Genomic DNA, 1,212 nt, shown 5'->3' with positions numbered 1-1,212 from the left:
TGGACCGGCTGGCCCGCGAAGGCATGGTGGTGCGGGTGTGCGACGATGCCCCGGCCTGGGTGCTGGGCACGCCGCCCGACGGGCTGCGCATCGTCGACGTGCTGCTGGCCCTGGCCGGACGCACCCGTGGCGAGGGCGAGGAGCGGGTGGCCACGTCTTTCGAATTCATCAACGACACCCTGGCCCGGTTGGCCGGGGACATGGCCGCCAGCCCGGCCAACGCCACCCTGCGCGCCTACCACGACACCACCCTGCCCGACTGGTTCGACGCGGCCCCGGCCAGTGCACACGACGTGCCGGACGACGTGCCGGGCGACGTGCGGGAAGACACACCGGAAGACGCGCCGGACGATACATGGCCTGGTGGGAATAATGACGCGCGGGACAGCGCAGCAAAAAGCGAAACGCACGAACCGCACCCGCGCGAGTTGCTGGGCGGCACCGCAAACGGCAGATTCCCCACCGCAGACGCCTCCCCCTTGTCCCCATCCCCCCCGTCACCCCCGTCACCCCCGTCACCTGATGCCACCGGCGGCGCCGGCAAGGGTGGCCCTTCCGGCAGCGGCAGGGCTTGAAGAGGGTCCGGCCACAATGACGACGGCGCGGCGGGATGTTCCCGCCGCGCCGTCGGTTCATTCTGACAGCCATCCGGCGTTCCGGCCCTCTCCTCTACCGTGCCTTTCCGCCGTGCGTCGCAGTCGCCGGACGGATCGGAATTTCGGCAGCCGGAGCCCCTCCCCTTGCCGCAGGCCGGACCTGGCGTCGCAGTCGCCGGAGCCCGGAGGCGCGGTGGGAAGGAAAGGCCGGAACGCACCGTGCCATTACGCCATGGCCACCCCCTTGCGGGAGAGCCCGACTGGCTCCTTGCGGGTGAACCCGCTGGGGCTTGTGCTGGGACTCGTGCCGGTGCTCATCGGCACCTCGTGTCGGCGTCATGCCGGGCACGCCATTGGGCAAGGTCCTGCACGGTAAGCACGGGCATGTCCTGCCGCACGCCAAAGGCCTGCACTTCCGGCAGCCGGGCCATGGTGCCGTCCGGGTTGGTCAGTTCGCACAGCACCCCGCAGGGCGAAAGGCCCGCAAGGCGCATCAGGTCCACGGTGGCTTCGGTGTGCCCCCGCCGTTCCAGCACGCCGCCGGGGCGGGCGCGCAACGGAAAGACGTGGCCGGGTCGGCGCAGGTGTTCCGGGCGCGCGCCGGGTGCTGCCGCCG

1 protein-coding gene and 1 pseudogene are annotated in these 1,212 nt (G+C 71.6%); one reads left to right on the top strand and one right to left on the bottom strand.

From position 1 onward, the window contains the following. Positions 1 to 575 (top strand): annotated as a pseudogene (locus tag FVW27_RS16350) (YihY/virulence factor BrkB family protein); the annotation flags it as partial. A gap of 335 nt (positions 576 to 910) precedes the next feature. On the opposite strand, the gene FVW27_RS16345 reads toward FVW27_RS16350, so the two are convergent. Further along, the coding region (locus tag FVW27_RS16345; protein ID WP_208294849.1) for a 3,4-dihydroxy-2-butanone-4-phosphate synthase at positions 911 to 1,212 on the bottom strand (302 nt) is incomplete at its 5' end.

Source organism: Nitratidesulfovibrio liaohensis (assembly GCF_011682075.1).
GTDB classification, from domain to species: Bacteria; Desulfobacterota; Desulfovibrionia; order Desulfovibrionales; family Desulfovibrionaceae; genus Cupidesulfovibrio; species Cupidesulfovibrio liaohensis.
This window is presented reverse-complemented; position numbering and strand designations above follow the sequence as displayed.